Annotated in this window: 27 protein-coding genes; 8 read left to right on the top strand and 19 right to left on the bottom strand. The window is 72.6% G+C overall.

Annotated elements, in window-relative coordinates:
• Positions 1-188 precede the first annotated feature (188 nt).
• Entirely contained in the window at positions 189-2,099 is a 1,911-nt protein-coding gene (locus tag CFLA_RS01895) for a glycoside hydrolase family 15 protein (RefSeq protein WP_013115626.1), read from the bottom strand.
• 109 nt (positions 2,100-2,208) lie between these two features.
• Positions 2,209-3,183 (bottom strand): AraC family transcriptional regulator, encoded by a 975-nt coding sequence (locus tag CFLA_RS01890; protein ID WP_043598687.1) that lies wholly within the window; start codon positions 3,181-3,183, stop codon positions 2,209-2,211.
• Positions 3,184-3,295: 112 nt separating this feature from the next.
• On the opposite strand from CFLA_RS01890, the gene CFLA_RS01885 reads away from it, so the two are divergent.
• On the top strand, positions 3,296-3,964 hold the full coding sequence (locus CFLA_RS01885) for a class I SAM-dependent methyltransferase (RefSeq protein ID WP_013115624.1): 669 nt from the start codon (positions 3,296-3,298) through the stop codon (positions 3,962-3,964).
• Positions 3,965-4,029: 65 nt separating this feature from the next.
• On the opposite strand, the gene CFLA_RS01880 is transcribed toward CFLA_RS01885, so the two are convergent.
• Entirely contained in the window at positions 4,030-5,127 is a 1,098-nt protein-coding gene (locus tag CFLA_RS01880; protein ID WP_013115623.1) for a calcium/sodium antiporter, read from the bottom strand.
• A 15-nt stretch (positions 5,128-5,142) separates the two neighbouring features.
• Positions 5,143-5,565, bottom strand: coding sequence for a winged helix-turn-helix transcriptional regulator (locus CFLA_RS01875; protein WP_052302657.1), 423 nt, complete (start codon positions 5,563-5,565; stop codon positions 5,143-5,145).
• 76 nt (positions 5,566-5,641) lie between these two features.
• On the opposite strand from CFLA_RS01875, the gene CFLA_RS01870 reads away from it, so the two are divergent.
• On the top strand, positions 5,642-6,052 hold the full coding sequence (locus tag CFLA_RS01870; protein ID WP_013115621.1) for a RidA family protein: 411 nt from the start codon (positions 5,642-5,644) through the stop codon (positions 6,050-6,052).
• A 14-nt stretch (positions 6,053-6,066) separates the two neighbouring features.
• Here the strand turns inward: CFLA_RS01870 and CFLA_RS01865 are convergent, their stop codons facing one another.
• On the bottom strand, positions 6,067-6,837 hold the full coding sequence (locus tag CFLA_RS01865) for a GNAT family N-acetyltransferase (protein WP_013115620.1): 771 nt from the start codon (positions 6,835-6,837) through the stop codon (positions 6,067-6,069).
• A gap of 150 nt (positions 6,838-6,987) precedes the next feature.
• On the opposite strand from CFLA_RS01865, the gene CFLA_RS01860 reads away from it, so the two are divergent.
• The gene (locus tag CFLA_RS01860) at positions 6,988-7,863 is read left to right on the top strand and encodes a helix-turn-helix transcriptional regulator (protein WP_013115619.1); all 876 of its coding nucleotides are present in this window, start codon (positions 6,988-6,990) and stop codon (positions 7,861-7,863) included.
• Between the two features lie 33 nt (positions 7,864-7,896).
• Here the strand turns inward: CFLA_RS01860 and CFLA_RS01855 are convergent, their stop codons facing one another.
• Both CFLA_RS01855 and CFLA_RS01850 read right to left on the bottom strand, forming a co-directional pair.
• A complete protein-coding gene (locus CFLA_RS01855; protein ID WP_013115618.1) occupies positions 7,897-8,277 on the bottom strand; it encodes a hypothetical protein in 381 nt (126 codons plus the stop codon).
• Positions 8,277-9,398, bottom strand: coding sequence for a chymotrypsin family serine protease (locus tag CFLA_RS01850; protein WP_013115617.1), 1,122 nt, complete (start codon positions 9,396-9,398; stop codon positions 8,277-8,279). Before CFLA_RS01850 ends, CFLA_RS01855 begins: the two co-directional genes overlap by 1 nt.
• A gap of 290 nt (positions 9,399-9,688) precedes the next feature.
• Between CFLA_RS01850 and CFLA_RS01845 the strand changes: the two genes are divergently transcribed.
• The 3 genes from CFLA_RS01845 (at position 9,689) to CFLA_RS01835 (ending at position 12,723) form a co-directional block, all read left to right on the top strand.
• Entirely contained in the window at positions 9,689-10,456 is a 768-nt protein-coding gene (locus tag CFLA_RS01845) for a hypothetical protein (RefSeq protein ID WP_013115616.1), read from the top strand.
• 107 nt (positions 10,457-10,563) lie between these two features.
• A complete protein-coding gene (locus CFLA_RS01840; protein ID WP_013115615.1) occupies positions 10,564-12,270 on the top strand; it encodes an FAD-dependent oxidoreductase in 1,707 nt (568 codons plus the stop codon).
• 180 nt (positions 12,271-12,450) lie between these two features.
• Positions 12,451-12,723 (top strand): metal-sensitive transcriptional regulator, encoded by a 273-nt coding sequence (locus CFLA_RS01835; protein ID WP_013115613.1) that lies wholly within the window; start codon positions 12,451-12,453, stop codon positions 12,721-12,723.
• A 447-nt stretch (positions 12,724-13,170) separates the two neighbouring features.
• Here the strand turns inward: CFLA_RS01835 and CFLA_RS01830 are convergent, their stop codons facing one another.
• From CFLA_RS01830 to CFLA_RS01790, 8 genes are all read right to left on the bottom strand, one after another.
• Positions 13,171-13,719, bottom strand: a complete 549-nt coding sequence (locus CFLA_RS01830) for a CueP family metal-binding protein (RefSeq protein WP_013115612.1) — start codon at positions 13,717-13,719, stop codon at positions 13,171-13,173.
• A gap of 84 nt (positions 13,720-13,803) precedes the next feature.
• A complete protein-coding gene (locus CFLA_RS01825) occupies positions 13,804-16,086 on the bottom strand; it encodes a heavy metal translocating P-type ATPase (RefSeq protein ID WP_013115611.1) in 2,283 nt (760 codons plus the stop codon).
• 130 nt (positions 16,087-16,216) lie between these two features.
• Entirely contained in the window at positions 16,217-16,861 is a 645-nt protein-coding gene (locus CFLA_RS01820; protein ID WP_245530282.1) for a DUF305 domain-containing protein, read from the bottom strand.
• Between the two features lie 33 nt (positions 16,862-16,894).
• The gene (locus tag CFLA_RS01815; RefSeq protein WP_013115609.1) at positions 16,895-17,296 is read right to left on the bottom strand and encodes a four-helix bundle copper-binding protein; all 402 of its coding nucleotides are present in this window, start codon (positions 17,294-17,296) and stop codon (positions 16,895-16,897) included.
• A gap of 699 nt (positions 17,297-17,995) precedes the next feature.
• Positions 17,996-18,622, bottom strand: a complete 627-nt coding sequence (locus CFLA_RS01805) for a DUF305 domain-containing protein (protein ID WP_013115608.1) — start codon at positions 18,620-18,622, stop codon at positions 17,996-17,998.
• 217 nt (positions 18,623-18,839) lie between these two features.
• The gene (locus tag CFLA_RS01800; RefSeq protein WP_013115607.1) at positions 18,840-19,466 is read right to left on the bottom strand and encodes a peroxiredoxin family protein; all 627 of its coding nucleotides are present in this window, start codon (positions 19,464-19,466) and stop codon (positions 18,840-18,842) included.
• Positions 19,463-20,446, bottom strand: coding sequence for a cytochrome c biogenesis CcdA family protein (locus tag CFLA_RS01795; RefSeq protein WP_013115606.1), 984 nt, complete (start codon positions 20,444-20,446; stop codon positions 19,463-19,465). Before CFLA_RS01795 ends, CFLA_RS01800 begins: the two co-directional genes overlap by 4 nt.
• Position 20,447: 1 nt before the next feature.
• Complete coding sequence (locus tag CFLA_RS01790; RefSeq protein WP_013115605.1) at positions 20,448-20,744, bottom strand: hypothetical protein; 297 nt, start codon at positions 20,742-20,744, stop codon at positions 20,448-20,450.
• A gap of 88 nt (positions 20,745-20,832) precedes the next feature.
• Between CFLA_RS01790 and CFLA_RS01785 the strand changes: the two genes are divergently transcribed.
• The gene (locus tag CFLA_RS01785) at positions 20,833-21,831 is read left to right on the top strand and encodes an ATP-binding response regulator (RefSeq protein WP_013115604.1); all 999 of its coding nucleotides are present in this window, start codon (positions 20,833-20,835) and stop codon (positions 21,829-21,831) included.
• A 2-nt stretch (positions 21,832-21,833) separates the two neighbouring features.
• Here the strand turns inward: CFLA_RS01785 and CFLA_RS01780 are convergent, their stop codons facing one another.
• From CFLA_RS01780 to cmtR, 4 genes are all read right to left on the bottom strand, one after another.
• Entirely contained in the window at positions 21,834-22,079 is a 246-nt protein-coding gene (locus tag CFLA_RS01780; RefSeq protein WP_013115603.1) for a hypothetical protein, read from the bottom strand.
• On the bottom strand, positions 22,076-22,300 hold the full coding sequence (locus CFLA_RS01775; RefSeq protein ID WP_232514705.1) for a hypothetical protein: 225 nt from the start codon (positions 22,298-22,300) through the stop codon (positions 22,076-22,078). The genes CFLA_RS01780 and CFLA_RS01775 overlap by 4 nt, the downstream gene beginning before the upstream one ends.
• A 583-nt stretch (positions 22,301-22,883) precedes the next feature.
• The gene (locus tag CFLA_RS01770) at positions 22,884-23,483 is read right to left on the bottom strand and encodes a cadmium resistance transporter (RefSeq protein WP_013115601.1); all 600 of its coding nucleotides are present in this window, start codon (positions 23,481-23,483) and stop codon (positions 22,884-22,886) included.
• Positions 23,480-23,839, bottom strand: coding sequence for a Cd(II)/Pb(II)-sensing metalloregulatory transcriptional regulator CmtR (cmtR, locus tag CFLA_RS01765; protein ID WP_013115600.1), 360 nt, complete (start codon positions 23,837-23,839; stop codon positions 23,480-23,482). The genes CFLA_RS01770 and cmtR overlap by 4 nt, the downstream gene beginning before the upstream one ends.
• A 182-nt stretch (positions 23,840-24,021) precedes the next feature.
• Here cmtR and CFLA_RS01760 point away from each other — a divergent pair, with 182 nt between their 5' ends.
• Complete coding sequence (locus tag CFLA_RS01760; protein WP_043598684.1) at positions 24,022-24,621, top strand: recombinase family protein; 600 nt, start codon at positions 24,022-24,024, stop codon at positions 24,619-24,621.
• Positions 24,622-24,628 lie beyond the last annotated feature (7 nt).

The raw sequence follows: 24,628 nt of genomic DNA, 5'->3' as shown, positions 1-24,628 counted from the left end.
CTCGCAGCCGGACGGACGACGTCGGCCGCCAGGTGTGATCGTTCACAACCAACCGTGAGCAAGCGCTTTCCGTTTGCTCGTGGATGAGCGTCACACTGACCCCTGCACCCGCCCGGGAGCAAGACAGCGGAGGACGTCGAAGCGTTTCACCTCGCCCGGAGAGGTGAACGCCGCCCTCCCCCGACCCGTCAGCCCGGCGAGCCGGCCCGTCCGCGGGCCGCGGCGAGCGCGTCCGCCGCCCGGATGAGCCCGAGATGGCTGAACGCCTGCGGGAAGTTGCCGATGAGACGCCCCGCCTGCGGATCGTACTCCTCGCTGAGCAGACCGACGTCGTTCGCGTAGCCGACGAGCTGGTCCATCAGCGCCTGGGCGTCGTCCAGCCGGCCACTCATGGCGTACTGCTCGACGAGCCAGAAGCAGCAGATGAGGAACGGGTGCTCCTCACCCTCGAGGCCGTCCATGCCGGTGTCGGTGCGGTACCGGTGCAGCAGGCCGTGCTCGTCACGCAGCTCGGACTCGATGCGTGCCACGGTGCCCAGCATGCGGGGATCGTCGTAGGCGACCAGGCCCGTGTGCGGCAGCTGGAGCAGGGACGCGTCGACCTCGGTGTTGTCGTAGGTCTGGGTGAAGCTGTCGACCCCGGTGTCGAAGCCGCGCTCGAGGACCTCCTCGCGCAGCCGGTCACGCAGCTCGCGCCACCGGTCGACCGGCCCGTCCAGCCCGTGGTCCTCGACCGCGCGGACACCCCGGTCGAACGCGGCCCACATCATCGCGCGGCCGTGCGTGAAGTGGTGCAGGTCCCCGCGCATCTCCCAGATGCCGTGGTCCTCGCGGTCGTAGTTGGCCTCGCAGAACTCCAGCAGGCTCTTCTGCAGCCCCCACGAGTACTCGTCGTCGGCGACACCGGCGTCGCGCAGCATCGCCAGGGCGATCATCACCTCGCCGACCACGTCGGCCTGGTACTGGTCGGCCGCGCCGTTGCCGATCCGCACGGGCCGCGACTCCTCGTACCCCGCGAGGTGCCCGAGCTCCTTCTCGTCGAGCTCCCGCTCCCCGCCCACGCCGTACATGATCTTGATGTCGTGGGCGTCGCCCGCGACCGCGCGCAGCAGCCAGTCACGCCACAGCCGCGCCCCGCCCGTCAGGCCGTGCGCGATCGCGACCTCGATGGTGAGCGCCGCGTCGCGCAGCCACACGTAGCGGTAGTCCCAGTTGCGCTCCCCGCCCAGGCCCTCCGGCAGGGACGCCGTGGGGGCCGCGACGATGCCGCCCGTCTCCTCGTGCGTCAGAGCGCGCAGCACGAGCAACGAGCGCAGCACGACAGGGGTGTGGTCCGCGTGCACCGTGAGCCTGGAGGACCAGTCCGCCCAGTACTCCATCGTCTCCGCCAGGGCGTGGTCGGCGTCGACCGGGTCGGGCAGGTCGGCCCATGACGGGAACCACGCCAGGTCCCAGTCGAGGACGTCGCCCTGCTCGAGGCGGAACGTGCCGGTCAGGCGGGGGGCACGCGCACCTGCACCCTCGCCGCCCTCGCCGCCCTGGCCGTCCTGCGCGGAGCCGAAGGCGCCCGGCTGCTCGGCGGCGCCGTGGCCCGCCTCGGCCTTGCCGTCACCGTGCGTCCCGGCCCAGGTCAGCAGGGGCCCGGTGACGAGCAGCCCGTCCGGGCCGGCGAGCGACAGCAGCGCCGGCGAGCCGTGGTGCTCCACGACGCGCACCCACGGCGTGGCGCGCGCGTAGTCGAAGCGCAGCCGCAGGTCGTGCTCGACCTCGACCGTGCCCTCGAGGCACTCGACCCGGCGGACCAGGTCGTCGCGGCCGGTGCCCGGCGGCAGGAAGTCGGTGACGCGCACCGCGCCGGTCGGCGTGCGCCACGTCGTCTCGAGCACGAACGTCTGCGGCAGGTACCGGCGCTCGACCACCTCGCCGTCGACCGCGGACACCTTCCACCGTCCGTCGTCGGGCCCGCCGAGGATCGCGCAGAACACGGCCGCGGAGTCGAAGCGGGGCAGGCACAGCCAGTCGACGCTCCCGTCGCGGGACACGAGCGGGCCGGTGCGCAGGTCGGACAGCAGGGCGTAGTCCTCGAGGGGGGTGCTCACCCGGACCTTTCTACGTGGTGCGCGCCGCCGGCGCAGTCCGACGACGTCGGCGCACTGCGGCGCGCACGGCCGCGGTCCGTCCGTGCGCGACCGCCCGTCGGCCCGTCGGTCATCCGCCTGCCGGCCGTGCGCCGCCGCGGCTCGCGTGCCGCCACGCGGCCGGCGACATCCCGTGCGACCGCCGGAACACCCGCGCGAAGTACGCCGGGTCCGGGTACCCGACCCGCGCCCCGACGGCTCCGACGAGCAGGTCGCTGCCCTCGAGCAACCGGCGGGCCGCGGCCATGCGGTGCTCCACGAGCCACTGCTGGACGGTCCGGCCGGTCCGCTGCCGGACCACGGTCGTGACGTGCCCGGGCGTCCTGCCCACCTCGGCCGCGACGTCGCGGAGCGACAGCTGCTCGGCGGACCGGCGCGCCAGCACGTCGAACACGGCCGCGACCAGAGGATCGTCCCAGGCCTCACGTGCCGCGGGGTCGTCGGCGAGGCGCGCGACGTCGACGAGGAGCAGGGTCAGGTGCGCGAGCGCCGCCTCCGCCGACCCCACCCGACGCCCCTGCGCCACCTCCGTCTCGAGGTCCGTCAGGCGGCGTGCCCAGCGCGGCCGGTCGGCCTGCGGCACGTGCAGCCGCCGGACCGACCGCGCGCCCGGCCCGACGAACGGCAGCAGCAGCGGATGGCGACGCCACGAGCGCAACGCTCCCGGGCTGCGCCCCTCGACCGCGTCCGGAGGGAAGAACACGGCTCGCACGAACCCCCTGGTCAAACCGTCACCGGCGGCCCCCATGACCTGCCCGGGCGGGACGACCAGCACGTCGCCCGCCCCGACGTCGTGCTCCGCGTCGCCCAGCCGCAGCAGGCCGGTGCCGCGCTCGACGTACGCGACGACGAGGAAGTCGTGCGCGTGCCGGTGGTCCACGGCCGGCGCGGGGCCACCGGGCTGCGGGCCGCCGAACCACATCGTGCCGACCGGTGGGCCACCCGGGTGCCCCACCCAGGCGTAGACCGGGACGCCGTCCGGGCGGTGGCGGAGCAGCCGCGTGGTGGGGGTCGCAGGTGCGGGGGGCCGCGGGTCGGTGGTCACCCGAAGATCGTCCTCCTGCTGGCGCTCCGGCGTCATGGTCGACCGGGCGGGCGCGGTCCACGCTGGTGGTGGGCGCCCGCACCGGGCGCCGACCGGCCGGAGGAGCGACCCCATGACGACACCGAGCACGACCACCGCGGGCGAGCGACCCGCGCGACGCGAGCACCTGCCACCGATGGGCAGGGCGTGGCTCCTGCCGCTGTACGACCCGTTCTCCCGGCTGGTCGGGGCCGAGCGGCTCCACCGCCGGCTGCTCGACCAGGCCGCCCTGCGTCCGGGCGAGCGGGTGCTGGAGATCGGCTGCGGCACCGGCAACCTGCTCCTGCTCGCCCACGGCGTCGCGCCGGGCGTGGTCACCACCGGACTCGACCCGGACGCGGCGGCCCTCGCACGCGCGGCCCGCAAGGCGCGCCGGCGCGGCACCGACGTCCGCCTCGACCTCGGGTACGCCGACGCGTTGCCCTACCCGGACGCGAGCGTGGACGTCGTGCTGTCGTCCCTCATGCTCCACCACCTGCCCGAGGAGGTGAAGGTCGCCGCGCTCCGCGAGGCGCGGCGGGTGCTGCGGCCCGGCGGGCGGCTCCACGTCCTCGACGTCGCCGGTCGGAGCCACGGGCACGGCCTCGCCGCGCACCGCGGGCGGCGCGCCGCCCGGCGGCAGGGCACCCCCGGGGTCGACACGATCCCGGCGCTCGTGCGCGCCGCCGGCCTCGACGTCGGGGGCGTGACGCCGGTGCAGACGCGACTCGGGCCGTTCGTGCTGGTCGCAGGCTCACGCTGAGGCGGAGGGCGAGCGGGGCGTCGACCGGCGGGCGCGCAGCCGGCGGAGTCGGGTGGACGCCGCCGTCATCCTCCCGCCGGCCCTGCGTCCCGCCGCCTGACGCGGACCTCCTGCACGGTGAGGAGCACGAGCAGCAACGCCGTCATCGGCAGCACGAACCACAGCAGCGCGGTGCTCAGCACGGGCAGGGCGTCGTGCTCCGCGGCGGCGAGCAGGAGGTAGGCGATGTACGCGACGAAGTAGGCGAGGAACGCCACGGCCTCCCACCGGCTGATCTCGGCGCCCGTGAACACGACCGGCAGCACCACCAGGGCGGCGACGACCATGACCGGCAGGTCGAAGCGCACCGCGGCGTCGGCCACCGGCACACCGCCGGGGGCGACGAGCGCCGTCAGGCCCAGGACCGCACCGATGTTGAAGATGTTGCTGCCCAGGACGTTGCCGAGCGCTATCTCGCGCTCGCCGCGCAGCGCCGCGATGACGGACGTGGCGACCTCGGGCAACGAGGTCCCGATGGCGACGACGGTGAGGCCGATCACGAGGTCGCTGAGGCCGACCGCCTGCGCGATGGTGGTGGCCGAGCCGACGAGGAGGCGGGCACCGAGGACGAGCAGCGCGACCCCGGCGAGCACGAGGCCGGCGTCGCGCAGGGGCCGGGGAGGTCGTGCGGGGCTGTCGCCGTCGGTGGGGTCCGGCGTCGGGTCCGGCGTCCCCGTCCGCCGGGCCAGCCGCACGGACATCACGACGTAGCCGACCAACGCCGCGAGCAGACCTCCGCCCTCCGGGAGGCTGACGGTCCCGTCCCACGCCACGAGCAGCGCCACCACGGAGAACCCGATCATCACGGGCACGTCGACGCGCACGAGCTGGCTGCGGACGGCGACCGGGAGCACCAGCGCGGCGAGCCCGAGCACCAGCAGGACGTTGGAGATGTTGCTGCCGACGACGTTCCCGACGGCCACCCCCGGCGCGCCGGACAGGGCCGCGTCGACCGACACCGCGAGCTCGGGCGCGGACGTGGCGAAGGCGACGACGGTCAGGCCGATGACGAGCGGGGACAGACCCAGGGCGCGGCCGATCCCGCTGCCGCCGCGCACGAGGAGCTCACCGCCGCCGACCAGCAGGACCAGGCCCACCACGAGGAGGGCGACGGTGGCAGTCACGGGGCCTCCGACCGGTCAGGAAGGGTCATAGGACGCACGATCCTCCCCGACGGGCCGCTGCCCGTCGACCTCACGGTCGTACCGGTCGCGCGCCGCGTCGATGCTCGGCATGTGGACCGCCGCCCAGTGCAGGACGGCGTCGACCGGCGGGCGCAGCGTCTTGCCGAGGGGTGTGATCCGGTACTCGACGGCGACCGGCCGGGTGCCCAGCACGACGCGCTCGACGATGCCGTTGCGCTCCAGGCGGCGCAGGGTCGCGGTGAGCGACTTCTGCGTGACGGCGGGGATGGCCCGCCGCAGCCCGCTGAAGCGCAGCGGGCGCTCGCACAGCTCGTTCAGCACGTCGAGGGACCACTTGTCGAGCACCTGGTCGAGCAGCTCGCGGTGCGTCGCGGTGATCGTCAGCCGGTCGCGCCCGTCCCCGTCGGTATCCGTCACGACACCCAGTCTCGTTGAAGTGCCCGTCCACCACCAGGTACCCATGGGATACCACCAACTCGACCGAGGAGCTGCCATGACCGTCCAGCTGTCGTCCCCCGAGGGCCTGCTGCAGCCCGTCCCCTACCACCACGTCGCCATCGCCACCGGCACCCGGCAGGTCCACGTCGCGGGGCAGGTCGCCCGCGCGGCCGACGGGACGACCCTGGCCCCCGGCGACCTCGCCGGGCAGGTCGCGCACAGCCTGCGGAACGTCGGAGCCGCTCTCGCGGGCGTCGGCGCCGGGTTCGGCGACGTCGTGCGCCTCACGTTCTACGTGCCGGGCTGGAGCCCGGAGAAGATCGAGGACCTCATGAGCGGGGTGCAGGAGGTCGCCGACGAGCTCGGGCTCCCGGTCCCCCTGCCGCCCGCGACGCTCGTCGGCGTGGCCGCGCTCTTCGAGCCGGACGTCCTCGTCGAGGTCGAGGCCACCGCCGTCATCGCGTGACCCCGTGGACCGCGCTACGCCGCGGTCAGCACCGTGAGGTCCTCGACCGTGCGGAAGCCGAGCAACCGGTACACCGGCTCGCCGAGCTCGGAGGCGTAGAGGTAGCACGTACCGGCACCCGCCGCGTCGGCGGCACGGACCAGCTCGAGCGTGATCGCCCGGCCGTGGCCGCGCCGCCTGACAGCCGGCAGGGTCGTGACGTTGTAGAGGCCGGTGACGCCGCCGGACGTCGCCGTCATGCCCGTGCCGACGGGCACGCCGTCGCGCTCGGCGAGGAAGAAGGCCATGCCGTCGACCGCCGCCAGGGCCGGCTCGGCGAGCACCGCGAGCACCCCGTGCGGGGCGCCGAAGCCCTCGGCGACGGTCCGCGCGTACAGCGCCAGCTCGTCGGCGGCGACGGCACGCACCCGCAGCCCGTCGACCGCCGGTGCGTCGGGCGACCCTGCGTCGGCACGGCGCACCATGAGCGGCTGCCGCTCGGCCCGGGTCAGCCCGAGGCGGGCGGCGGCCGCGACGAGCACGGGGTCCGGGACGCCCCTGACCTGGATGCTCCAGGGCAGGTCCCGCGGTGCCTCCTGCGACGCCAGCGCGACGACCTCGTCGACGTCCGCGGGCCGGGTCGGGCTGATCACGGCGTTGAGCGCCGCGACCGGCGCGCCCGAGACCGCCAGGACCGTCCCCCCGGGAGCCCGGCGCGTCCGCCCGGTCGTGGCGGCGGCGAGGTCCGCCATCGTGGAGGCGTACGCGGTGACGAACGACGCGGACGGGTCCGTCGGGAGTGCCATCCGCCGATCGTACGGACGGAGCAGCCATCAGCCGCCGGCACCGTGCAGCAGCCGCAGCTCCGTCGCGCGGCTCTCGACGTCGGCCGCCTGGTCGGGGCGGGTAGGGCGAAACCACCCGGCGAGGGACGTTCGACCCTTACGGTCGGACCCATGGGGCGAGACCGAGCTGCGCTGGCCGAGTTCCTGCGATCGCGTCGCGACAGGCTCACACCCCGGCAGGCCGGGATCACCCCGTCGCCCGGGGAGCGCCGCGTGCCCGGGCTGCGCCGTCAGGAGCTGGCGCAGCTCGCGGGGCTGAGCGTCGACTACTACAACCGCCTGGAGCAGGGCCGCCAGGCCAACATCTCCCGCGAGGTCCTCGACGCGCTGGCCCGGGCGCTGCGCCTGGACGACGTCGAGCGCGCCCACCTCGACGACCTCGCCGCTCCCGCGTCCCCCCGTGCCCGCGCCACCACCGAGCGCCCGCAGCGGCCGGACCCGGGGCTGCTGCGCGTCACCAGCATGCTCGACCACCTGCCCGTCGTCGTCATCGGCCGACGCGGCACCGTGCTGGCCCGCAACGCCCTGTTCAGCGCCGTCTACGGGCACCCGATGGAGCCCGGCACGTGCTACACGCGCTACCTGCTGCTGGACCCGGACGCGCGCGACCGGATCATCGACTGGGAGGCCTGTGCCCGCGCCGCCGTCGCCGGGCTGCGGCGCGAGGTCGCGCGGCGACCGCAGGACCACCGCCTCCGGCAGCAGATCGACGAGCTGTGCCGGGCCGACGCGGACGTCGCCCGGTGGTGGGACGACCACCGCGTGAGCGAGTACTCCTCCGCGCCGCGTCGGATCCGGCACCCGGTCGCCGGTGACCTCAGCTTCGACGTCGAGCTCCTCGTCGCGCCGCAGGAGCCCGACCAGCACCTCGTGCTCTACACCGTCGAACCGCACTCCCGCACGGCCCGCACCCTGCCGCTGCTCGCCGCCGGGGGTGCCGGACCAGCCGCAGGCGTGGTGGTCACCGACGACGCGGGCGAGACGTGAGGGCGCCGGGCGGAGCCCGAGGGCCGGCGCGCGTCAGCCCTCCGTGGGCGCGTCCTCGTCGGTGGTCTCGACGACGACGTCGACGCCGTCCGTGACCTGCTCGGCCCTCTGCTCGAGATCACGGAGCGCGTCGGCGTCGAGCGTCCCGCCCTGCGTCCAGACGGTCACGACGACCCGGTCCTCGTCCGCCTCGTACCGGGCGGCCTTCTGGTGCGGGTCGTCCGCCAGGGCGTCGAGCACCGCGAGCTCGAGGTCGGTGTACGCCGCGTCCGGCTGCTCCGGCGCGGTCGCCGACGGGACGTCGGCGGTGGTGGTGCCCGGCGTCCCGTCGACCTGCCCCGCGCACGCGCTCGCCCCCACGGCGAGGGCCGCGACGACAGCCGCCGGGACCCACGCGGCACGGGTGGTGGTCATCAGCTCGTCTTGACCTTCACGGTGCCGGAGATCGACGCGACGTAGGCGATCGGGGTCACGTAGGAACCCCCCGAGTTCTGCCCCGTGGTGAAGCCGTAGCCCGTGTTGGCGACGAACCAGGGACCGCCGGAGTCCCCACCGGCCGTCACGCTGTCCTTCGTGTAGTAGAGGTTGCACCAGACGTTGCCGGACGTGAACGTCACGCACCCCTTGTACGACTCGACCGTCGACGACCCGTACCCCGTGGTCTTGCCGTACTTGAACAGCAGCGACCCGGTGCTGACGATGCCGGTGGCGTTGATCGTGCGCAGCGTCGTCGAGTCGATCCGGAACTTGTTCTGCGCGGTGTCGCCGCTCAGCGCGGTGAACCGCACGTCCCGCCTGTCGGACGCGACGTAGGTGCTGCCCGTGGTGTCACCGTCGTACCGCGTGGGCTTCGACGTGCAGTGCGCCGACGTGGTGATCCCGTACGCGGAGCCGCGGGTGGCCATGAACCCCCCGGTGCACCCGCCGTAGACCTCACCGCCCTGCGTCGAGCTCTCCTGCGGGACGTCCCGCGCGGGCTCGTACGTGACGACGACCGCGGGCTGCGACGACGCCGCGAAGGTCGTCGGTCCGCCGAGCGCCTCGTCGACGCGCTCGGCGGTGGCCGCCGGCGCGTCCGTCCACGCGGTGACCTGCACCGAGTGCGTCGGCGCGTCGTAGCGTGCCGCGACGGACTCCACGCCCGCCGCCTGGAGCTGCTCGATGGCGGCGAGCTCGACGGCCGACCGGCTGCCGTACGGCACGGCGCCCGGCGCGGCGGTCCCGACGACCGTCCCCGCGGCGGTGAGCTCCCGCGCGAGCGCGTCGGCGCCGTCGGCCACCACGACCCTGCCGCGGGCCCCGTCCCAGGAGAAGTCGACGACCTCGGTGGGGTGTGCCGCGACGGTGCGGGCGACCAGGTCGTTGAACGCGTTCTGGCCGCGGGTGGCGCGCTGCTCCTGCGCGACCCGGCCCGCGTCGTCGAGCCCGCCACGGCCGGGGCGCCCAGGGTCCGCGTGGGCGGCGAGCCCGAGCGGCACGACCGCCACGCAGGCGATGACGACAGGCAGGACGGATCTGCGGACGTGCTGGAACATGCGGTGCCCCCCGGCTTCCGACGTCGGCGCCACGGCAGCCGCCCTGGCACGTGACGGACGCTAGCAGCGGGGTCGCAGCGCGGGAAGAACGCGTTCCGCACCAGCCCGTCGCCGCCGGGTCGTTCGTCCCGGGTGGACGGCGAGAACGCCGAGAGGCGCGACCGCCGAAACGTTCCACGGGTGTCGGTGTCCTTGCCACAGCACACGCAGGGGTCTACGCCGGTTCGCGGGGGCACGTCCGTCACGAGGCGCACTGCCTCGGGCGGCCCCCGGGAGAGGGGGCGGCAGCCATGTCGGCACCGCGACGAGGGCGCACGAGGGCGCGACGCACGGCGGGCTGGTGGTCGGTCGCGGTGCTGGTGCTGGTCGGGCTCGTGCTGGGTGCGGCGCCACCCGCGACGGCCGGAGGCCGGGCGCCGGCACCCACGTTGCGGCTGTCGGCGCCGGCGCACGTCGTCGCCGGGGTGCCGTTCGACGTCACGGTGACGGTCCGCCAGGCCGGGCGCCCGTACGTCGGGACGGTCCGGTTCGCCACCGACGACGCGCTCGTGCGGTCCCTGCCGGCCGACTACACGTTCACGAGGGCGGACCGCGGGACGCACCGGTTCGAGGGCGTCACCCTCGTCGGCACGGGCCGTCACCGGCTGACCGTGCGCGACACCCGGCACCGCGGGCTGCAGGACACCGACCCCGTCCGGGTCGCGAACGCGCGGGCTGCGGTCCGGGGCACGGTGCTGAGCACCATGGACCCCATCTACGGCCCCTCGACCGTCACGGTGTACGACGCGGTCACCGGCAAGGCGCTGAGGTCCGGGCGGACGGACGACCAGGGCGACGAGTACCTCATCACGGGCCTGCCGGCCGGTGACGTCAAGGTCGGCGCCGTCTGCGACGGCATCCCACCCGAGTACCTCTACGAGCCCGGCTTCGCCAACAACCAGGACACCCTCGCGGAGGCCGACGTCTTCCACCTGCGACCCGGCCGGACGCTGGAGCAGAGCTGGGGTCTGGAGCCGTACTTCGGCCCCTACCTGGACCTGGACCGTATCTGGCCGTAGGGCGGCGGTGGGCGCGGTGGGCGTGGCGTCGGTGACGGCCGGGTGAAGCGACGCGTCCCACCCTCGACAAGGCTGACAACCGATACCCCCAGGGGTATATTGGTGTCATGACCTCCTCCCCCACGGCCACGACCCCCGGACGCCGGATCGTCGTCGTCGGTGGCGTCGCGGGCGGCATGAGCGCCGCCGCTCGCGCCCGCCGGCTCGACGAGACGGCGTCGATCGTCGTCCTCGAGCAGTCCGAGTACGTCTCCTTCGCCAACTGCGGCCTCCCGTACCACCTGTCCGGCGAGATCGAGAGCCGCGACGCCCTCCTCCTGCACACGCCGCAGTCGCTGCGCGCGGCGCTCGCGCTCGACGTGCGCACGGGCAGCCGCGTCACCGCGATCGACCGCGCGGCCCGCACCGTCACCGTCACGCACGCCGACGGCACGTACGAGCTGCCCTATGACGCGCTGCTGCTCGCCCCCGGAGCCGTCGCCGTGCGCCCGCCCGTCGAGGGGCTGGACCACCCCGCGGTGCACGCACTGCGCACGATCCCCGACCTCGACGCGCTCACCGCACGCGTCGCCGCCCTGCCCGCGGACGGCCCTCGGCGCGCGGTCGTCGTGGGTGCGGGCTTCATCGGCCTGGAGGCCGTCGAGGCGCTCGCCGCCCGCGGCCTGGAGGTCGCGCTCGTCGAGCTGGCCGACCACGTGCTGCCGCCCCTGGACGCCGAGCTCGCCCCGCTGCTCGCCGACGAGCTGCGCGCGCACGGCGTCGCGCTGCACCTGGGCGTCTCGGCGTCCGCCGTCACGTCGACCGACGACGGCGCCGCGCTCGTCACGCTCTCCGACGGCACGCGGCTGCCGGCCGACGTCGTCGTCGTCAACGTGGGCGTGCGCCCGGCGAGCGACCTGGCCCGCGACGCCGGGCTCGAGCTCGGTGCGCGCGGCGCGATCAAGGTCGACGCCGACCAGCGCACCTCCGACCCGTACGTCTGGGCCGTCGGCGACGCCGTCGAGGTCACCCAGGCCGTCACCGGCGACACCGGCCCCGTGCCGCTGGCGGGCCCCGCGAACCGGCAGGGCCGCCGTGCCGCCGACGCGATGCTCGGACGGCGCACGACCCCGCAGGCCCCCGTGCTGGGCACCGCGATCGTCCGGGTGTTCGGGCTCACCGCCGCCGTGACCGGCGCGAGCCAGGCGACGCTCGCGCGCGCCGGCGTCGAGCACGAGACCGTCCGGATCCACGCGGGCCACCACGCGGGCTACTTCCCCGGCGCGGAGCAGGTGCACCTCGTCGCGAGCTTCGCCCCCGACGGTCGCCTGCTCGGTGCGCAGGCCGTGGGCCGCGAGGGTGTCGACAAGCGGATCGACGTGCTCGCCACCGCGCTGCGCGCGGGGATGACGGCCGACGACCTCGCCGAGCTCGAGCTCGCCTACGCCCCGCCCTACGGCGCGGCGAAGGACCCGGTCAACATGCTGGGGTTCGTCGCGCAGAACGTCCTGGACGGCACGATGCCGCAGTGGACGGTCGCCGAGGTCGACGCCGTCATGGCGAGCCACCTCGTCCTCGACGTCCGCAGCCGCGCGGAGTTCGCCGGCGGCCACCTCGAGGGTGCGCTGAACGTCCCCCACACCGAGCTGCGCGACCGCCTCGACGAGGTGCGCGACGCCGCCGACGGGCGCCCGGTCGCCGTGCACTGCGCCAGCGGCGTGCGCGCCCACATCGCCACCCGCGTCGTCCTGGCCGCCGGCCTCGACGCCCGCAACCTCTCGGGCGGGTGGATCAGCCTCGTCACGACCCGCCCCGACCTGACCCGCACCCGCTGAACCGGAACCACTAGGAGACTCCCATGTGCTACCCCGCCCTGTGCCCCACCTGCCGCAAGACGACCTGGGACGGCTGCGGCATGCACGCCGACGACGTCATGGCGTCCGTCCCGCAGGACCAGCGCTGCACCTGCGCACGCTGACACTCCCCCCGACCGACCGACACCCCAGGAGGACCCCGTGGAGCTCGACCCCGAGCAGATGGCCAAGGTCAGCAACCGGCTCAAGCGCGCGCAGGGCCAGCTTGCGGCCGTCATCCGCATGATCGACGAGGGCACGGGCTGCGAGGACGTCGTCACGCAGCTCGCCGCCGTCTCCAAGGCGCTCGACCGCGCCGGGTTCGCGATCATCGCGTCGGGCATGCAGCAGTGCCTGACCCGGCCGCAGGACGCGGACGAGGAGCCGACGCTCGACGTCGCGAAGCTCGAGAAGCTGTTCCTGTCGCTCGCCTGAGGGGCGCGCGAGACCGACGGGCCGGAGCGCGATCCGGCGGGACGACGGGCGCGACACGGGTGCATCCGCTGTGACACCGCGGCGCCCCACCGGTGCTCGTCGGGCGGGCGCCCGCACGTCCGTCGTGACGGCCCCCTTGACCCTGACACCGTGTGAGGGGGTCGGATGGGCGACATGTTGAGCATCGGTGTGACTTCCAGCGGAAGATGGCGGGCTTCTGCCGAGGCTAAGTGGCGGTGCCCGGCCGGGCGTTCCGTCCGGGAGCTGGGGTGATTCTTCGACAGCGCGGGGTCATGACCGCACCGCAGCGGTGCACTGTCGCCCGCGACTCGGACCTGTGGTTGCTGCGGCCAACCTCGGCCCAATGCCGCGGAGCTGAGCAACACCCCCGGCTTCTGTGCGTCGACGGCGACCGGAGGCCGAGCCCGCTCGGAGCGGCCGTGTCGATCAGGTGAGTTGGAGGGTGGTCACACAGGTCGGGCTGCCCTCGGTCGTGCTGAACGGAACGTTGCCGCTCAGGTCGCCCTGAGTGATCTCGATCGTTCCCTCGACGTCTTCAGGGAGCCAGTAGCCGACGAACCCGTTGGAGTAGGTCGTGGCGCTCTCCTCGACGAGGACAACACCGTCGGCGTCGGTGATCGTGACCTCCACCGGTTCGTCGACCAACTCGCCCTGGCAGGTCGCGAGGCTGTGGAAGTAGCACTCGTGCGTCGTCTCGATGTACGGCGCGATCGAGACGTAGAACTCGCCCTCGTCGAGGGGCACGGCGACCTCGGCGGTCCCGTCGCCGACGAGGACCTCGTCCTCGCGCACGGAGGCCGTGAAGTTCAGCGGCCGGCTGTCCGTCGAGGTGTCGAGTCGCGTGACGATCTCCTGACCGGTCAGGCCGTCGAGCCCGAGGTCGGCGAGGACGTCGTCATCCGAGGTGGCGGAGCAGCCGGCGAGCACAGCGGTGGCAGCAACGACGACAGCGGCGAGGCGGAGTCGAGAACGCATGTGAAGATCCTCGCTCACCGTCGTGCGCGGCTCCGCCGACCGAAGGCCCGTCGGCGATGAAGATTCGATGAAGGGGTCGTCTGCTCAGGCAGCTGGCACCGCTGTCCGCGGTCCGACGCGCTGGGCCCCGTGTGCTGCGGCTGTCAAGGCCTGTGGGCTCAGGTCAAGACGCCGCAGGAGCTGGGCGTTCGCGGCCACGACGACCGTGGACAGGGACATGAGGATCGCGCCGATCTCCATCGGCAGGACGAACCCCACCGGCGCGAGGACTCCGGCGGCGAGGGGCACGGCGGCGATGTTGTAGCCGGCGGCCCACCACAGGTTCTGCTTCATCTTCCGGTAGCCCTCACGGGAGAGCTGGATGACGGACAGGACAGACCGGGGGTCGTCGGAGGCGAGGATGACCCCGGCCGAGGCGATGGCCACGTCCGTGCCGGCACCGATGGCGACGCCGACGTCGGCCTGCGCGAGGGCGGGCGCGTCGTTGACGCCGTCACCCACCATCGCCACGGTCCGCCCCTCACCCTGCAGGGAGGCCACCGTGCTGCTCTTGTCCTCCGGGCGGACGCCCGCGAAGACCTGATCGATGCCGAGTTCCGTCCCCACGGCCTTGGCCACCGGCTCGGCGTCACCGGTGATCATCATTACGCGGATGCCGAGGGCGTGAAGGGCGTCGACCGCCTCGCGGGACTCCTGACGTACCTCGTCGGCGAGCCCTAGCGCTCCGGCCACGCGGCCGTCGACCACGACGTGCAGGACGATCTGTCCGCGGTCGGACCAGGGCTGGGTCACCGGCAGAGGATCGAGCCCCTGCTCGGCCAGGAGGTTCGGGCCGCCGACGGCGACCCAGCGTCCGTCCACGGTGACGGAGACTCCGACAGCCGTCGAGGCCTGGAAGTCCTCGGCGCGCGGCACCGTGAGCCCTCGATGGTGTGCTGCGGCGGTGATCGCACGTGCCAGCGGGTGCTCGCTGTCGGCTTCCGCGGCGGCGGCCAGCGCAAGGAGCTCGTCGTCACCGATCCCGGTCGTCGCGACATCGTGCACGGCGGGCTCGCCCTTGGTGAGCGTCCCGGTCTTGTCGAACAGGACGGTGTCGACCACGCGCATCCGCTCGAGTGCGGCACGGTCCTTGACCAGCACGCCACCCCAGGCAGCGCGTTCGGTGGAGATCGACACCACCAGCGGGATGGCGAGCCCGAGAGCGTGCGGGCAGGCGATGACGAGCACCGTGATGGCGCGGATGATCGCGAAGTCCGGTGTCCCGACGGCGCTCCAGATCGCGACCGTGATGACGGCGGCGATCAGGGCGAACCAGAACAGCCACCCGGCGGCGCGGTCGGCCAGCAGCTGCGCACGCGTCGTGGACGACTGCGCCTGGGCGACCAGTCGTCGGATCCCGGCCAGCACGGTCGAGTCACCGACGGCGTCGACCCTCACGCGCAGGGCGCTGTCGGTCGAGACGGTTCCCGCGACGACCTGGTCGCCGACGGTCCGGAACACCGGCCGCGACTCGCCCGTGATCATCGACTCGTCGACGTCGGCAGCGCCCTCGACGACCTGCCCGTCGGCCGGCACCCGGCCGCCCGGGCGGACGATGACGACGTCCCCCAGGGCGAGCGAGGACGGAGCGACCGTGACGACGGAGTCGCCGTCGACCTTCTCCGCCTCGTCCGGCAGCAGCGCCGCCAGGGAGTCCAGAGCGGAGGAGGTCTGCGCCAGGGACCGCATCTCCAGCCAGTGGCCGAGCAGCATGATCACGACCAGCAGGGCCAGCTCCCACCAGAAGTCCAGCTCGTGCGAGAGCACCCCGAGGGTCGCGCCCCAGGAGGCGACGAACGCCACGGTGATCGCCATCCCGATGAGCAGCATCATCCCCGGCTTGCGGGCCCGGAACTCAGCGACCGCTCCGGTGAGGAACGGCCGTCCGCCCCACAGGTAGATCACGGTGCCGAGGGCCGGCGCGACCCAGGTGAGCCCCGGGACGTCGGGGAGGGCATAGCCGAGCAGGTCGGCGAACATCCCGCTGAGCAGGACCGTCGGCACGGCGAGCGCGAGGTTGATCCAGAACAGGCGCCGGAACAGGGCGACGTGGTCACCGTGACCACCGCCGTGTGCCCCGTGCCCGCCGTGGTCACCCTCGGCGCCCATGTGCTCGCCATGGTGGCTCGCGGAGGGCCGGTGCTCGGCGTCGTGCCCATCCACATGCGCGGGCATGTGGTGGCCCTCGTGCTCCATCTGGCCGGCGTCGTGCCCACCGTGGCGGTCGTGAGCCAGCGGATCAGTGTCCTCGACGGACAGCTCGTGCCGCTGGCTCGCGCTGCTGCGTCGTTCGCCGTGCACGTCGTGGCCCTGGTGCGCGTTGCTCATGGCTCTTCTCCTCGACCCGTGCTCCACCGTCATCTGCGCAAAATACCCCCAGGGGGTATGTGAGCAGCCAACGGCGTGCTCATGGCCGGTATTCCCGGCTCGGGGGCACCTCGACGCCGAGCGGGCCAGGTCAGGGGGTCGGGCACGAGCGCAGCGCGGTGCCCTCGAAGTCCGGTACGGGGCGCGCGTCGGCCTCGGCCGCCGTTGCTGCGATGCCCTTGCGCTCGATGTCCTCGATGAGCCAGTCCATCTCGGCGATCTCCCGCTGCTGAGCCTCGATGATCTCGACGGCGAGCTCGCACACCCGCACGTCGTCGATCTGCGCCCGTTCGGAGCGGGTGATAGCCAGGGAGTGGTGCGGGATCATCGCGCGCATGAATGCGGTGTCGCCGACCGTGGCCTGGCTGCGATCGAGGATGACACCGCCGGTGAGGAGCAGCACGCTGATGGCGACCACGGCGAGGTTGGCCTTGGCGTTCCTGTACATGTTCAGCATCCAGGCGAGCATGATCAGCCCCATCGTGCCGCCCATGGTGACCGTCATGAAGACCCGGCTCTGGCTGAACCGGACGTGGTCCAGCTCCCAGGAGCCGACGAACATGACGAAGTACATGACGGCCATGGCGGTGAGGATCATGGCGGCGAACCGCAGGTACATGCCCTTCATCTGATGGCCCTGCCCGCCGCCGTGGTGCTCACCGCCGCCGTGCCGGGCGCCGTCGCTGTCGTGCCGGCTCTCCGCCGGGTCGCGGTCGTGCTCATGGTGCATGGACATCGGCTGTCTCCTTGTCGCTGCTACCGGTGGGATTCAGCGGATGGCCGCGAGGAGCTCGGCGCAGGCGGTCTCGCAGTCCCGGCACGCCTCGGCGCAGATGCGGCAGTGCTCGTGCATGCCCGCGTGCTGCTCGCACTCGTCGCCGCAGGCCCGGCACGCGGCGATGCAGGCCTCGAGGTGAGCCCGGGTGATGTTGGCGTCATAGCCGGTGTGGCGGGACAGGATCCGCGCCGTGGCCGCGCAGCTGTCGGCGCAGTCGAGGTTGGACCGGATGCACTTGCGCAGGTCGGCGACCATCTCCTCACTCAGACACGCGTCCGCGCACGCGGTACACGCCTGCGAGCAGGCGACCAAGGACTCGATGACGCGAGCCAGCAGCTGGCGGTCGAGGTTGATGGTCGCGGGGTAGGTGTCGAGCATCTGCGTGGTCTTCACGACGGCCTCCTGATGTGCGGATCGTGCGGCACATCGATCGCTCGTGCGCCGCGGGGACCCTTTCGACGCTATGGACAGGGCCGCGTGTTCGCGCGGTGAGAGGGACGGCGCCGCCATGAAGGTTCGATGAGGGTCTCTCCGGCGGACGGCCGCGCAAGGGCGAACGCGCGTCAGGCCGTGAATCCGACGGCTACGCCGCAGGGCCGGCGGGCACGGGGTCAGAGCGCTGGATGACGTTGCCGACGAGTCGGTCGGGCAGTCGCGCGACGCCCGGACCGCCGCACCGGAGCCAGCGCGCGAGCTCGCCGGTGACTTCATCCCCGGCGAGGCGTTCGAACCACACCGGTCGTGCGCCGGTGCGGCGGCATGCACCGGACGGACGAGCGACCACGACGTCGCCGCGATCGCACGCGTCGAGGCAGTCGACGGTCGTCAGGCGAGCCACGCCGGAGTCGGCCAGGTGCCTCAGGCGCTGCAGCTGGCCACCCGGGGCGGTGTCAGCTTCGCCCAGGGTCTCTCCGGCACACAGACTGCACGCGGTGAGGCCGGGCAGGTTCTTCCTTGTCAAACGGGGAGTTCGGCACCGGGCGACGGTACGTCCGCACCTAGCGCTTCGCCGCAGCGCCGGTGGCAGACGCACGCGACAGGAGGCCACCTTTTCGTGCGGGGTGGCCTCCTGCCGGTCGTGCTGCGGGCTGCTCAGAGGGACCGCAGCAGGTTCTCCATCTCGGTGATCTCTATGTTCTGGTCGTCCCTGATCGTCCGGGCGAGTGCCAGGGCGTCGGGGTCTGCGCCCTCGCCGATCTGGGCCTGGGCCATCTCGACGGCGCCGCGGTGGTGGGCGACCATGAGCTCGAGGAACCTCCGGTCGAACGCGACCCCTTCAAACTCGGCCAGGGTGGACATCGCCTCCTCCTGGTCCATGCCGTCCATCTCCATCCCGCCGTGGTCCATGCCGCCGTGCTCAGCCTCAGCGGGAAGCTCCTCGTCCCAGGTCTCCAGCCAGCCGGACATGAGCTCGATCTCCGGGCCCTGCGCTGCGGCGATTCGCTCGGCCAGTGCGCGCACCTCGTCGGTGGAGGCCCGCTCGACCGCGAGCTCAGCCATCTCAAGCGCTCCCTGGTGGTGGACGATCATCATCTGCGCGAACTCCACGTCGGCGGCGTTGTGCTCAGTCGCCGCCTCGGCGTCCTCGCTGCTCGAGGACTCCTGCGCCGCGGGGGGTTCGGGCGTCGGTTCGTCGCCGGTGGAGCAGGCGGTCAGGGTGGCCGCCAGGGCGAGTGCTGCTGTCGTCGCGGCGAGGCGCCGGCGCGTGGTGCTCGTCAAGGGGTGGTTCCTTCCCAGGATCGGTGTTGGGGATCAGGCCGAGGTGCTGGTCGTGCAGCAGGTGTCCGCGCCCTGAGCGCCGCCGCCGCAGCAGCTGTTGCTCGTCGTGGTGACCGTGCTCTGGGTCGTGGTCGTCGAGGTAGGGGTGTCCTGGCAGCAGCCCATCGGGCTCTCCTTCATAGGTCGGTGACGCGCGCGTCAGGTCAAACGGTGATGGTCAGAGTCGGCTGGTGACCTCCTTGAGCAGGTCGGCGGGGGCAAGCCACATGGACGGGTAGTTGCCGTGCCACAGCTGGTTGCCGTCGGCGTCGACCAGGACGAACCCGTGCCCCGGGAGGCCTTCGTGCATGCCCTTGCCGAGGGTGTCGTAGGCGGCGGAGACGGTGCCGTCGTCAAGCAGGAACGGTGCCTGGACGCCGAGGCGTTGGCGATCGGTGTTGATCTGCTCGGCGGTGTTCATCACGATCGGCAGCACGGTGATGCCGGTCTCGGCGAACGCTGGATCCTTCTCGATCTCGGCCATCTGCAGCAGGCATGAGTCGCAGCCGGCGCCCTCGTTGAAGTACAGGACGACCGGTCCACCGCGGAAGTCCGCCAGCGAGACGGTCGAGCCGTCCGAGGCGGGCAGCGTGAAGTCCGGTGCGACGCGCACGTCGCTGGACGTGGTCGGCTGGGAGGTGATCAACGCGGCGGCGATCAGCGTGGCCACGATCAGCAGACCGGCGCCCCACGCGGCCCAGCTGATGCGCTGGCGGCGGCGCGCCTGTCCCGCCTGCGCGGCCTGAACCTCCTGCAGAGCCTGCTGGCGTTCGGCGAGGCGGCGGGTGGCGGTTCCGGAGGTCATCGGGTCACTTCTTCCGTGGTCGGGGTGGCGTGGCAGGACGGGACGGGCACGGCTGGGCCGTCGCTCGGCCCTGCAGCAGCCGTGGTCGTGGCCGGGGCGGCGCTTTTCGACCGAGCGGGCCGGCGCCGGTCGACGAGCGTCGCCCAGATGAACGCGGCGGCGACCGCGAGCAGCGCCAACCCCTGCAGGGGCTCGGGCACCGGAGACAGGAAGTCCTGGACGGCGGCGAACACGTCGGTCAGGGTGCGGCTGGCGGCGTCCTGGAACGCCGAGCCGCCGGTCATGTCCTTGCTGCCGGCCAGGGCGATGACGAACACGCCCATCACCGTGAACCCGACCGCGACGGCGATGTTGAGGGTGTTGGTGACCAGGGTGCGGCCCGCGACGGGCAGCCGGACGGTTCTGGCCTGGAACAGCTTGCGCTCACCGAGGCGCGCCTTGTCCCAGACCAGGGCCATCACGAACAGCGGGAAGACCATGCCGAACACGTACGCCAACCCCAGGGCCAGCCCCCCGATGGGAGACCCGGACAGAATCGACAGGGTCATCACCCCGGCCAGGACTGGGGCGCAGCACGAGGACGCGATCCCGGAGAACACCCCGAGGGAGAAGAAGCTCGCGGTGTCACCACCGGTGGTATCCGGAGTACGCAGGAACGACGGCAGCGACCACATCCGACCCGAGAGGGCCAGGCCCGCCAGGGCGATCATCAGCAGGCCGCCGGCCCAGTACAGCGGAGCGTGGTACCGGGCGATCGCGCCGGCGAGCAGGCTCATCCCCAGCGTGATCGGCACCAGCACCACGGCCAAGCCCGCCGCGAAGACGAAGGTCAGCGGCAGCAGCCGCCACCGGGCGTTCTTGACCGCACCGGCCAGGTAGGACGGCGCCAGGAAGACGATGCAACACGGGGCGAACAGGGCCACCCCGCCGGCGAAGAACGCCGCCAGGATGCTCCCGGTCGTCAGCAACTCGCTGCCCATCTCAGGCCCCGACCGCTGCCGTGCGCCGGCTGTGCAGGACCTTGGTGAGCTTCTTCCGCGGCAGTCGCCCGGCGGAGAAGAACTCCCCGTCTACCAGCACCAGCGGGTTCATCGGCGGGCGGTGCTCGGCGACCAGGGCCCGGCCCTCGTCCGTATCGATGCCGACGCTGCGGACCACCAGCGGGAAATCACCGGCCAGGGCGGCTAGGGCCTCCTCGGCGTCGTGGCAGAAATGGCACGCCGGGGCATGGACGACGGTGACGAGGACCGGTGGGTCGGCGGGCTCGATGGTCGACACGGGTTCTCCTGCAGGCGGTCGCGGATCGGTACATGTGGAGCGTCGACGTGCCGCACCGAAGGACCGGTCGCCCTTGGATCAAGGTTCGATGAAGGTCCCCGACCGGCGTCCGTCCGCAGCCGACAATGGCCAGGTGACCCCCACCCCAGACACCACGACGACCACAGCGCGGCGCGCGGTCGTCGTCGACGACGAGCAAGCCTTGGCCCGGCTGGTGGCCGGATACCTCGAGCGGGACGGGTTCGAGGTCAGCGTGACCCATGACGGTTCGCAGGCCGTCGGGGTGCTGCGCGAGGTCGATCCGGACGTCGTCGTGTCCCGCGTCCCGGCTGCAGGACTGGGCGCGGAGTTCGACGACCTCGCCGAGTCGTTCAACGCCATGGCCGCGCGGCTGCAAGAGGCCGAGCGGCTGCGGGCCCGGCTCCTGGCCGACGTCGCCCACGAGGTCCGCACCCCCGTCGCCACCATCGCCGGGTACCTCGAGGCCGTGGAAGACGGCCTGCAACCGATGGACGAGCCCACAATGGCCGTGCTGCGCGACCAGTCCGCGCGCCTGACCCGGCTGGCACGCGACCTCGCCGCGGTGACCCGCGCCGAGGCCGGTGACCTCGTACTCACGCTCGAACCGCTCGCGCCAGACGAACTGCTTGCAGCGACCACCGGCACCTGGCGGGAGCGCGCGACCGCCGCCGGGGTCGACGTGCGGGTCCAGGTCGACCCCGAGCTGGGACACGTCCGTGTCGACCGCCAGCGTATGGGCCAGGTCCTGGACAACCTGGTCGCCAACGCACTGCGTCACACCCCGGCCGGAGGCACGATCACGCTCCGTGCGACCGGCGGTTACCAGCGCGTGGCGCTGCACGTGTCCGACACCGGTGCCGGCATCGCGCCCGAGCACCTGCCGCACCTGTTCGAGCGCTTCTACCGGGCCGATACCGCGCGTGACCGTACCCACGGCGGATCGGGCATCGGCCTGGCGATCTGCAAAGCGCTCACCGAGGCCCACGGCGGCACCATCACCGCAACGAGCGACGGCCCGGGAGCCGGCGCATCGTTCACCGTCACGCTTCCGGTGCCGCCCGGCTGAGCTCAGCGGGCTCCCGGCGCCGCGCTGTGCGGCGGCGACGTCACGGGCGCGTCCGCCGTGACGTCGTGCGCGCCATGGTGGGGCTGCCCGGTGTGGCCGCGGCGGTGCATCCACACCATCATGGCGATCATCATCAGCGGGCACGCCAGCGCAGGCGCCAACGCCGCGCCAGGACGCACACCCGCTGCCAGCGCCACGACCAGCACCGCCGCAGCAGCGACGACCATTCCCTTGAGGTGGCTCTTCATCGCAGTCCTTCCGATCGCGCCGGCACAGGTCCGGCGAGCTCGGCGTGAAGCCTGCGGTAGGTGTCCACATCGATCTGCCCGGCGGCCAGCCGGGCGTCGAGCAGCGTCACCGCGTCCGGCTCTGGTGCAGCGGGAAACAGTCGCGTCACCGCCCACACGGCCATGCCGAGCACCGCCAGGCTCGACGCGAGGACCAGCCAGCCGCCGACTCCCAGATCCACGCACCACGGCATCGGTCCGCTCCCTCTCGCGCCGGGCGCCGACGGCGCCCACGGCCTGAGGCTGCCCCGGGCACCCCCAAGATGCGGTCGAGGTCCGATGAAGGCTCGATGAAAGCGAGCTCGTCGGGAACGCAAACCCGTTGGGCAATCGATGCCAGGCTGCTCAGTCCAGGGCGCCGCGACTAGCGGCTCAACATCACGCCGCCGTCGTCTGAGGACAGCAGTCCGCCGACGGCAACGATCGACAGCGTTCTGTGAGCCCACCCGCCGGCGCGTCTCAAGCGACCGCCCTCGCGCGCTCCGCAGGTGTGCCGTTGGGGTCTTCGTTTCCTGGCGTCGTCGCTTTCGCGCGACCTCGCCTGTGGTCTTGGCGTTCAGGTGGCGGGGCCTTGTCGGTGTTCTGTGGCGGTCGGGTCAGCTGGCGCCGACAACCAGGGGGTGATCGCGGGTCTACCGCGAGATCTGCCAGCGCGGCCACGCGATGGCAACACCGGCGCGGCTATCCACCATGCCTCTCCTCGGAGCTCTTCGCTCCGTGCGTGCAGTCTCTCAACCGAGATGCGTCATGGGCCGGGGCAGGGCGTCAGAGGCCGAAGGCTCCGCCGCTGACGAGGATGACGATGCCCAGGCCGATCAGAACGATCGGGAACAGCACGTGTTCCCAGCGTTCGAGGACTTCGGCGATCGGTCGGCGCGTGGCGATGAACTTGGCCAGCATGACGAGGATCGCGACGAGCAGGAGGAAGACGACACAGTAGGCGACCACGGCTACAGGTCCCACGTTGAGGAAGACCGGGACGTAGACGCCGATGTTGTCTCCTCCGTTGGCGAAGGTGACCGCGGCGACGGTCAAGACGCCGACGTTCTTGCCCTCAACCTTGGCGTCATCGTCATCGTCGTCGCTCCCGCGCCAGGCCCGCCATGCGGCCCACAGGCCTAGGGCCAGGGGGATGAGCCCGAAGTAGGGGATGGCTTCTTCAGGAAGGAATGCTCCCGCGCCCAGTGACACGAGCACGGCGGTGCCCAGGATGCCGGCGAACCCGAGGTACTGGCCTGCGGTGATCCGGGCCGTCGTCCCGCGTTGCCCTGCGCCCCGGGCGAAGAACAGCGAGAGCACGATGATGTCGTCGATGTTGGTGGCAACGAACAGGCCGATCGCCTGCAGGACCGAGGAAACGATCACGCGTCAGGCTCCGCGTTGGCGCACCCGGGAACAGGGCAGGCAGGATCGATGCAGGGAGCGTTCTCGTTCACGGTGAGGGTGACCTCGACCAGTGCGTTGAGCGCCCGTGCCAGGTGCGGGTCGGCGATCTCGTAACGTGTCTGGCGGCCCTCGGGCTCGGCGACCACGATGCCGCAGTCGCGCAGGCAAGCCAGATGGTTCGACACGTTCGAGCGCGTCAGCCCGAGGTCGCGTGCCAGCTCTGCCGGATAGGCGGGCCGCTCCAACAACGCCATCAGGAGCCGTGACCGTGTTGGGTCGGCCATTGCCCGGCCCAACCGGTTCATCACGTCCAGGCGAGTAGCAATGCTCAGCATGTGCTGAACTATACAGCACTGACTGAACCGGCAGCCTGTGCCGCAAACGAACGATTCCGCTACACGCGCCGGAGGGCCGGGCGGCGCGCGTCGTCGACGAGGCGCCTGATGTAGCGGAACTGCGTGCCGAAAACTACGGCGCGATACTTCCCGTGTCGGACGGGTTTCGCTACGGTCGACGCGTGGGGCCTCTCCTGGGGTACGCGCGCGTGTCGACAACCGATCAGGACGCGTCGCTGCAGGTCGATGCGCTGACCAAGGCCGGGTGCTACCGGGTGTTCGTCGACACCGGCTCCGGGTCGCTGCAGCACCGGCCGGAGCTGGACAAGCTGCTGGACCAGCTGCGCCCGGGGGACACCCTGGTGGTGTGGCGGCTGGACCGGCTCGGCCGGTCGATCCGCCACCTGATCGACCAGCTGCAGGTCCTGGCCGACCGCGGCGTGGGGTTCCGGTCGTTGCAGGAGACCATCGACACCACCTCCCCAGGCGGACGGTTGGTCTTTCACGTCTTCGCGGCACTGGCCGAGTTCGAGCGCGACCTGATCCGAGAGCGCACCAACGCCGGCCTGGCGGCCGCTCGTGCTCGGGGCCGCAGCGGTGGGCGGCCGTCGGCGTTGTCCGCGGACCAGGTCCGGGCGGCCCGACGGATATATGAGCAGAAGGACATGACCGTCGCCCAGATCGGGCAGGTGCTCGGCGTCTCCCGCACCACCATCTACCGGGCCCTGAACCGCGCGCCCGCCGCAGCGGCCCCGTCACGACGAGCCACGAGCGCCGTGTAGGCCGGCC

Source organism: Cellulomonas flavigena DSM 20109 (assembly GCF_000092865.1).
GTDB classification, from domain to species: Bacteria; Actinomycetota; Actinomycetes; order Actinomycetales; family Cellulomonadaceae; genus Cellulomonas; species Cellulomonas flavigena.
Note: the sequence above shows the minus strand (reverse complement) of the source record. Positions and strands in the feature narration are given on the sequence as shown.

Excerpts from the sequence above, each read along its gene's own strand:
- CFLA_RS01845 (WP_013115616.1), top strand. The coding sequence starts at position 9,689 with ATGTCGGCACCGCGACGAGGGCGCACGAGGGCGCGACGCACGGCGGGC.
- CFLA_RS01820 (WP_245530282.1), bottom strand. The coding sequence starts at position 16,861 with ATGTCCATGCACCATGAGCACGACCGCGACCCGGCGGAGAGCCGGCAC.
- CFLA_RS01840 (WP_013115615.1), top strand. The coding sequence starts at position 10,564 with ATGACCTCCTCCCCCACGGCCACGACCCCCGGACGCCGGATCGTCGTC.
- CFLA_RS01825 (WP_013115611.1), bottom strand. The coding sequence starts at position 16,086 with ATGAGCAACGCGCACCAGGGCCACGACGTGCACGGCGAACGACGCAGC.
- CFLA_RS01885 (WP_013115624.1), top strand. The coding sequence starts at position 3,296 with ATGACGACACCGAGCACGACCACCGCGGGCGAGCGACCCGCGCGACGC.
- CFLA_RS01830 (WP_013115612.1), bottom strand. The coding sequence starts at position 13,719 with ATGCGTTCTCGACTCCGCCTCGCCGCTGTCGTCGTTGCTGCCACCGCT.
- CFLA_RS01785 (WP_013115604.1), top strand. The coding sequence starts at position 20,833 with ATGAAGGTCCCCGACCGGCGTCCGTCCGCAGCCGACAATGGCCAGGTG.
- cmtR (WP_013115600.1), bottom strand. The coding sequence starts at position 23,839 with ATGCTGAGCATTGCTACTCGCCTGGACGTGATGAACCGGTTGGGCCGG.
- CFLA_RS01865 (WP_013115620.1), bottom strand. The coding sequence starts at position 6,837 with ATGGCACTCCCGACGGACCCGTCCGCGTCGTTCGTCACCGCGTACGCC.
- CFLA_RS01855 (WP_013115618.1), bottom strand. The coding sequence starts at position 8,277 with ATGACCACCACCCGTGCCGCGTGGGTCCCGGCGGCTGTCGTCGCGGCC.
- CFLA_RS01860 (WP_013115619.1), top strand. The coding sequence starts at position 6,988 with ATGGGGCGAGACCGAGCTGCGCTGGCCGAGTTCCTGCGATCGCGTCGC.
- CFLA_RS01780 (WP_013115603.1), bottom strand. The coding sequence starts at position 22,079 with ATGAAGAGCCACCTCAAGGGAATGGTCGTCGCTGCTGCGGCGGTGCTG.
- CFLA_RS01870 (WP_013115621.1), top strand. The coding sequence starts at position 5,642 with ATGACCGTCCAGCTGTCGTCCCCCGAGGGCCTGCTGCAGCCCGTCCCC.
- CFLA_RS01800 (WP_013115607.1), bottom strand. The coding sequence starts at position 19,466 with ATGACCTCCGGAACCGCCACCCGCCGCCTCGCCGAACGCCAGCAGGCT.
- CFLA_RS01795 (WP_013115606.1), bottom strand. The coding sequence starts at position 20,446 with ATGGGCAGCGAGTTGCTGACGACCGGGAGCATCCTGGCGGCGTTCTTC.
- CFLA_RS01850 (WP_013115617.1), bottom strand. The coding sequence starts at position 9,398 with ATGTTCCAGCACGTCCGCAGATCCGTCCTGCCTGTCGTCATCGCCTGC.